Here is a 6362-nt window from a genome sequence, read left to right on the forward strand (position 1 = left end):
CGGCCGGACAGCATCGCGGGAAACCCGACGGAAGGACCAACCATGTACGAGAACTATCGTATGCCGGGCGAGTTCGAGAAGCGCTCCAACGTCTATGTGACATGGCTTCCCGATTACATCCGTGCAGAGGGCTACGATAACCGCCAGCCCTGCGTTGACGTGATCAAGGCTCTGCTCGAGTATGGCGACGTTACGGTCAACCTCAATTGCGGCACCCCCGGCTCCTATGAGGAGGCTTGCTCGCGCCTGAAGGAGGAGGGGGTTGATCTCGATCGCATCGAGATCACGCAGTTCGAAGACTCCAACTTCTATGTCCGCGACAACGGTCCCAGCATCATGGTCGACGACAAGGGCCATTCTTATATGGTCAACCCCGCTTGGACCTATTACGGCGTGTGGGACAAGAACTCCCCGGAGTGCCAGTCCGCACGTAAGGCAGCCGTTCACATGGCGGTTGCGCTCGGTTGCTTCGATATCGTCAATTCCGAAATGGTTTCGGAGGGCGGCGACCGCGAGTTTGACGGTCACGGCACTCTGATCGCCATCGAGGACACGGAATGCCGCAAGCGTAATCCCGAGTTCACGAAAGAGGAAATAGAGGCCGAGTATAAGCGCATCTACAACCTCAACAAGGTTATCTGGCTTCCGCAGCCTATGCTCGAGGACGACGACTATCGACTGGGCATCCTCGACGAGAAGGAAGACGGAACTCCCGTCTTTGGCATGAGCTTTGCAGCTCACATTGATGAGATGTGTCGCTTTATCACTCCGAACAAGATTCTTCTTGCCGAGGTGTCCGATGAAGAGGCAGCCTCGAGCAAGGCTGGAGCAGAGTCTCGTCGCCGCATTGAGGCAGCCTACGAGATCCTGAGCAACGAAACGGACTGGGAGGGCAAGCCCTTCGAGATCGTTCGTATGCCCACCGCCGAGCCTATTGAAGTCGTTATCGCCCCTGGCGATGAAGATTACGAGCTCTATAAGGGCTTCATCGACGAAATGGGCGGCAAGTTTATGGATGGCACCCCCTGGCCCGAGGGCCCCGTCCACTTCTACGCCGCAGCGAGCTACTGCAATTTCCTGATTTGCAACGGCGTCGTTCTTGGCCAGCGTTATTACCACGAGGGCATGAGCGAGGTCGTGAAAGAGAAGGACGAGCAGGCCAAGGCAGTTCTTGAGAGCTGCTTCCCCGATCGCAAGGTCATCATGATTGATTCCCTCGCGCTTAACCTGTCCGGCGGCGGCGTGCACTGCTGGACTAAGGACGTGGCGGCCAGTCGTTAGTGAGCCTTAGAGCCTGCGCTCTTTGGCTTAGGCGCCACATGTACCGCTCCCCGAGGGATATCCGTGTTTTCCTCGGGGACACATTCAACAATAATTTTGATAATAATTCGAAAGGAAATAGGCATGAACAACAGCCTCCGCGGTCGCGACTACATCAACATCCATGATCTTTCCTCCGAGGATTTCCGCTATCTCATCGATCTTGCCTGGAACCTTAAGGCTCAGAAGAAGTCCGGTGTCGACCAGCACTACTTCCCCGGCAAAAACGTCCTCGCCAACTTTGAGTGGGGCTCGACCCGTACTCGTTGCGCATTCGAGACCTCCTGCAATGATTTGGGCATGGGCTTCACTTATCTGACCAACTCCCACATGGGTGACTGCGAGACCGTCAAGGATGCCATGCGCGTCTTTAACGGCATGTACGATCTCATCGTCTACCGCGCACAGAAGGACGAGCAGTTCCTCTATGACGTCGCCGACCTGGTTGACATCCCGGTCATCAATGCCCTTACTCTCGGCGATCACCCGACTCAGATGCTCGCTGACGCTCTTACGATGGAAGAGCAATGGGGCGGTTTGCGTACGAGCCGCGGCAAGAAGATGGCTTTCGTTGGCAACTGCGCCGGCGCCCCAGTGTGGTATGGCCGTCTGTGCGCTATGCTCGACATGGACTTCCTCGCCATCGGCCCCGACGACCTCCGTCATCAGATGTGCAAGGAAATGATCGAAGAGGTGGAGGCCTGCTACGCCAAGTACGCTCCCAATAGGACCTTTACCATCACCTCTGACCTCGATGCCCTGGATGGCGTTGACGTTATCGTTACCGAGGAGTGGCGCTACATCAACCCCGAGTGCGGCGAAGAGGTTCTGGATCCCGACGACTACAACTCCTGGTTGGGCGATGCCGAGTCTTTGTACCCCTATCGCGTCACCAGCGAGCTGTGCAAGCGCACCAACAATCCCGACATCTTCTGCATGCATGAGCTTCCCTCTGTCCATAACGCAGATCACCGTGTCGGCAAAATGCTCCTCGACCAGTGCAAGAACGACCTCCATCGCGAAATCATCACCGAGGGCTTTGAGATTGCCGACGAGTGCTTTGAGGCCAACGCTTCGGTCATCTTCCGTGAGGCAGAGAACCGTCAGCACACCATCAAGGCTGTTATGTGTGCCCTTCTGGGTCTCTAGGAGCTGTATCAATGGATAATGCAAAGTTAAAGAGCAGCAAGGTTTACGCATGGGTTCTCGTAATCGCGCTCGGCCTTATGTCTGCCGGCACGACCGGATCCTATAGCGTCATCGCGGGCTCCTTCGTCGCACCCGTGTGCGAGGAGTTCGGGTTTGACTATTCCATCTTCTCGTATTACTTCACCGCAACGCTCATTGGTCTTGCGGCAGCTCTTCCGTTTGTCGGAAAACTCATTCCCAAGGTCGTTGGCAAGGTTTGGCTCCCCGTTGTCGAGCTTATTTTGCTCGCTGCCGGCGCAGGCATGGCCTTCTACACCGAAGTCTGGATGTTCATCGCCGCTGGCGCCCTGATTGGCGTTTGCTTCGCCTTCACCACCGGCGTCGCCATGTCCGACGTTATTGACCAGTGGTTCAAAAAATCTGGTGGCCTGGCAATCGGTCTCGCTTGGGCAGTGAACTCGATTTACATGCTCATCATGAGCCCCGTCATCACCTCTGTCATCGAGGCCGCTGGCTGGAGGACTGGCTATCTGGTGCTCGCTGGCGTCTCCGCCGTGCTCATTCTCCCCGCTTCCGTCCTGATTATTCGCTATAAGCCTCAGGACAAGGGCATGCTGCCCTATGGCTACGTCGAGGGCGAGACGGTCACCGAGACCGAGGAGACGACCGAGGATAGCACGCGTGGCGTTAGCTATGCGCGCGCCATTAAGTCGCCTGCCTTCTTCTTCTGCATCGGCTTCCTCTGTCTCGTTCAGCTCACTTGCTGCATGAACCAGCTCTTCCCGACGTATGCTTCCGAGGTTGGTTTTAGCCCCATGGTGGGCGGCTTCATGGTATCCGCTGCATCGCTCTTCGATCTGTTCCTCAATCCGATCGTCGGCACCACTTGCGATAGGTTCGGCAGCACGAAGGCCATTCTGGGCTGGCTCGCTGTCTCCATCCTCTCCTTTGTCATGCTCATGATGAGCAGCGGCAACTCGACGCTCAGCATCCTCGCAGCAGGCGTGAACGACGTAATGTACGTCATCGCTGGCACTGCCCTGACCGTTTTGGTTATGGATGTCTTTGGCTCCCGCGATTTCGGTCGCATCTTCGCGCTGATCTGCTCCGTGGGCTATATCGTCGGCGCCTTTGGCATGCCCGTTATGATGAAGGTCTATGAGCTTGTCGGCTCCTTCCAGGGCGTCTTCATCTTCTGCATCGCATGCAACGTTATTATCGGCCTGTTCTTGCTGCTGGCAAAAAAGACTGGTAAGAACCTCTCCTGGGACGAATAGTTCGATTCGTCTTAGACATACGCTGTAGGGCTTAACCTGCAGCCGCTTTGGGGCATCGACTAACATCGGTGCCCTTTTTCATCGAATGTGACAAAGGAGCAGCCACTTTGTCACATTGAGTGGCATGTAAATCGAGGTCTAATACTTTTCCGAGAAGTGAACGGCCATACTTGGACCTCCGAAGCATCGACATTTTTAGACGTCAAACCCGCAGGATTTGGCTGGCAAAACCGCAGGAAATTGCATCTCGAAAGTGCCGATGCTTCGGGGGCCCGTTTTCACTCGTTCACTTCTCGGGAAAAGTATTAAACCTCGTTGTATGGGGTGCGGCTGGAGGGTGGTCATCGTTCAGTAGCTACCTCTTCCTTGTGAATCGCCTGAAGCGCAAGGCATAATGCATGTGACAAAGGGACGGCCCCTTTGTTGTGTTGATATGAGAGAAGAGTAGATGATCCTTTCGCTGGCCCCTATGGAGGGGATTACCGGGCATGTGTTCCGTCGCGTGCATGCGGAGTGCTTCGGTGCGCTCGATTGCTATTACACGCCGTTTTTGCCGCCGCCGCGGGTGGGAAACCGCTTTGGCGGCAAGGCGTTTAAGGAGATCGATCCTGCCAATAACCAGGGGCTCAACGTGGTGCCTCAGCTGATGTCCAAGAACGCGGACGAGTTTGTGTGGGCGGCACAGGTGCTCGCCGACATGGGCTACCGCGAGGTCAATCTCAACCTGGGTTGCCCTTCGGGAACGGTTGTCGCCAAGGGCAAGGGCTCGGGTTTCTTGCGCAATCTCGACGAGCTCGAGGCGTTCTTAAGCGATGTGTGCGAGCGGTCGCCGTTGCCGGTGTCGGTAAAGACCAGGCTGGGGCTGGAGAATGACGACGAATACGAGCGCGTGCTCGATCTGTATTGCCGCATGCCGTTGGCAGAGCTGATCGTGCACCCGCGCGTGCAAAAGGACCGCTATACGGGATCGCCGCGCAAGGAGTTTTACGGCGAGACGCTGGGGCGTGCGCCGTTCCCCGTGGCCTATAACGGCGACATTTTCGATCTTGAGGATATGGATGCGCTGGTGGAGGCCTATCCCGGGACGCGCCATGTGATGCTGGGGCGTGGCTTGCTTGCGAACCCCGCGCTCGCTCGCATGGTCAAGGGCGGTCCCGCTGCCACGGCAGCCGAACTGCAGCGTTTCCACGACACGCTGTTTGCGGCCTATGCAGAAGAGATTGGCGGCAATGCGGTCTTCCGCATGAAGGAGTGGTGGTTCTACGCCAAGTGCGCTTTCGCTGATCCCGCTACCGTCCACAAGATCGTACGCAAGACCAAAAAGGTCGACGAATACCGCGCTGCCGTCGAGCGCGTCTTTCGTGAACAGCCGCTTGCACCCACAGCTCGCTTCCACGGCTAACTAGTCATCGGGGGCGTTCTTTAACGACTGGTCATTTAAGGACGTCCCCAACGACTATGTAGCAAAAACATGTACACCAGCATCCAAAGATGTCGAAAAATGTCGACTTTGGATGCTGGTGTACATGTTTGGGTCCGACGGGGGAGCGGGCCTAGGCAATCAGTGCATCAAGTGTAATGAGCTCTCTGAGCCGCTCCGTGCGTGTTTGCCCATGGCGTTTGGCTTTTTCGTCAAACGCCTCAAGAATCGATTCGCCCACACGTGCTGATATAACGACGCTCGGCTCATCGGAGATTGGTGGCCTTCCCAACTTGATGGTGTGACCTTTCGGCCACTCATCTTTTTCGTAGGCTTCCGCGGCTTTCTTCAACTCTCCGGGAGCAAACCCCATCATCTTTTCGAGCTGCTTAGCATCCATGGCGCCTCCTATCGATCGACATAATGTCGAGCGCCGGTTCTCGGATTCTCTTTTTGTATACAATTTTGTAGACAAAAATACAAGCAGTTCATCGGGCTAATTAGCTTGTTTTGACCTGCCTGTTCGATAGGAAATGAGCATTGACGGCTTCGATACTCCTTTGCTTTTCAGCTTGGAATTTGGATGCTCATTGAACTTCCGGAGGGGAGCCCTTTATTAAGCTATTGAGATTCTGGGCAGGAGCTCTCACTGGTCTTCGGTAATGGGGCCAGCTTAATTCGCGACACAGTGTGTCGCGAATGGGAGTAGTCGTTAGGTGTCCTTCAATGGCTACTCATATAAGAACGTTCAAGTGTCGGATTTTGTCATTTAGTGTCGCTCTCAGCGACTATTCTGGAGGGTCGTGGTCAAAAAAGGGCAAATATGAGTACTGTTGCCATTATGGTTGCATTTATTTGCTATAAATTGTAGTTCCTGATGAGATTTGTTCCCATTAAGAGCTACTTTTATTGAACATATGAGGAGAAATAACGTCGTCTGCGGACGAGTGGAACGTTGAATAGTTCCTGAAGTGATCAAAATCGCTGCTACTAAACAGGTAGCAGTACTCATATTTGCCCTTTTTTGACCACAGCCCTCTCGGAAACCTTTCCAGAGGCGTCAAACAGCCATAATCCAAAGGTCTCCTCAAACAATTAGCCGGCCAAGAGCGTCCATGACTACCAAAAAGCTGTACGCCAGCATCCAAAGATGTCGAAAAATGTCGACTTTGGATGCTGGTGTACATGTTTGGGTC

5 protein-coding genes are annotated in these 6362 nt (G+C 54.8%); 4 read left to right on the forward strand and 1 reads right to left on the reverse strand.

What is annotated here, in order from left to right; all coding sequences use genetic code 11:
• Positions 1-42: 42 nt before the first annotated feature.
• From FGQ61_RS06270 to FGQ61_RS06285, 4 genes are all read left to right on the forward strand, one after another.
• On the forward strand, positions 43-1281 hold the full coding sequence (locus FGQ61_RS06270; protein WP_117840390.1) for an agmatine deiminase family protein: 1239 nt from the start codon (positions 43-45) through the stop codon (positions 1279-1281).
• 123 nt (positions 1282-1404) lie between these two features.
• On the forward strand, positions 1405-2469 hold the full coding sequence (locus FGQ61_RS06275) for an ornithine carbamoyltransferase (RefSeq protein ID WP_138374949.1): 1065 nt from the start codon (positions 1405-1407) through the stop codon (positions 2467-2469).
• Between the two features lie 11 nt (positions 2470-2480).
• Positions 2481-3746, forward strand: coding sequence for an MFS transporter (locus FGQ61_RS06280; RefSeq protein ID WP_138374950.1), 1266 nt, complete (start codon positions 2481-2483; stop codon positions 3744-3746).
• A 448-nt stretch (positions 3747-4194) separates the two neighbouring features.
• Positions 4195-5148: a tRNA dihydrouridine synthase gene (locus FGQ61_RS06285; protein WP_138374951.1), complete on the forward strand. Its 954-nt coding sequence runs from the start codon at positions 4195-4197 to the stop codon at positions 5146-5148.
• A 151-nt stretch (positions 5149-5299) separates the two neighbouring features.
• On the opposite strand, the gene FGQ61_RS06290 is transcribed toward FGQ61_RS06285, so the two are convergent.
• On the reverse strand, positions 5300-5566 hold the full coding sequence (locus tag FGQ61_RS06290) for a ribbon-helix-helix protein, CopG family (protein ID WP_055309982.1): 267 nt from the start codon (positions 5564-5566) through the stop codon (positions 5300-5302).
• Between the last annotated feature and the right edge of the window lie 796 nt (positions 5567-6362).

Origin of the sequence: Collinsella aerofaciens, from assembly GCF_005844325.1 — a bacterium.
GTDB classification, from domain to species: domain Bacteria; phylum Actinomycetota; class Coriobacteriia; order Coriobacteriales; family Coriobacteriaceae; genus Collinsella; species Collinsella aerofaciens_G.

Excerpts from the sequence above, each read along its gene's own strand:
- FGQ61_RS06280 (WP_138374950.1), top strand. The coding sequence starts at position 2,481 with ATGGATAATGCAAAGTTAAAGAGCAGCAAGGTTTACGCATGGGTTCTC.
- FGQ61_RS06290 (WP_055309982.1), bottom strand. The coding sequence starts at position 5,566 with ATGGATGCTAAGCAGCTCGAAAAGATGATGGGGTTTGCTCCCGGAGAG.
- FGQ61_RS06270 (WP_117840390.1), top strand. The coding sequence starts at position 43 with ATGTACGAGAACTATCGTATGCCGGGCGAGTTCGAGAAGCGCTCCAAC.
- FGQ61_RS06285 (WP_138374951.1), top strand. The coding sequence starts at position 4,195 with ATGATCCTTTCGCTGGCCCCTATGGAGGGGATTACCGGGCATGTGTTC.
- FGQ61_RS06275 (WP_138374949.1), top strand. The coding sequence starts at position 1,405 with ATGAACAACAGCCTCCGCGGTCGCGACTACATCAACATCCATGATCTT.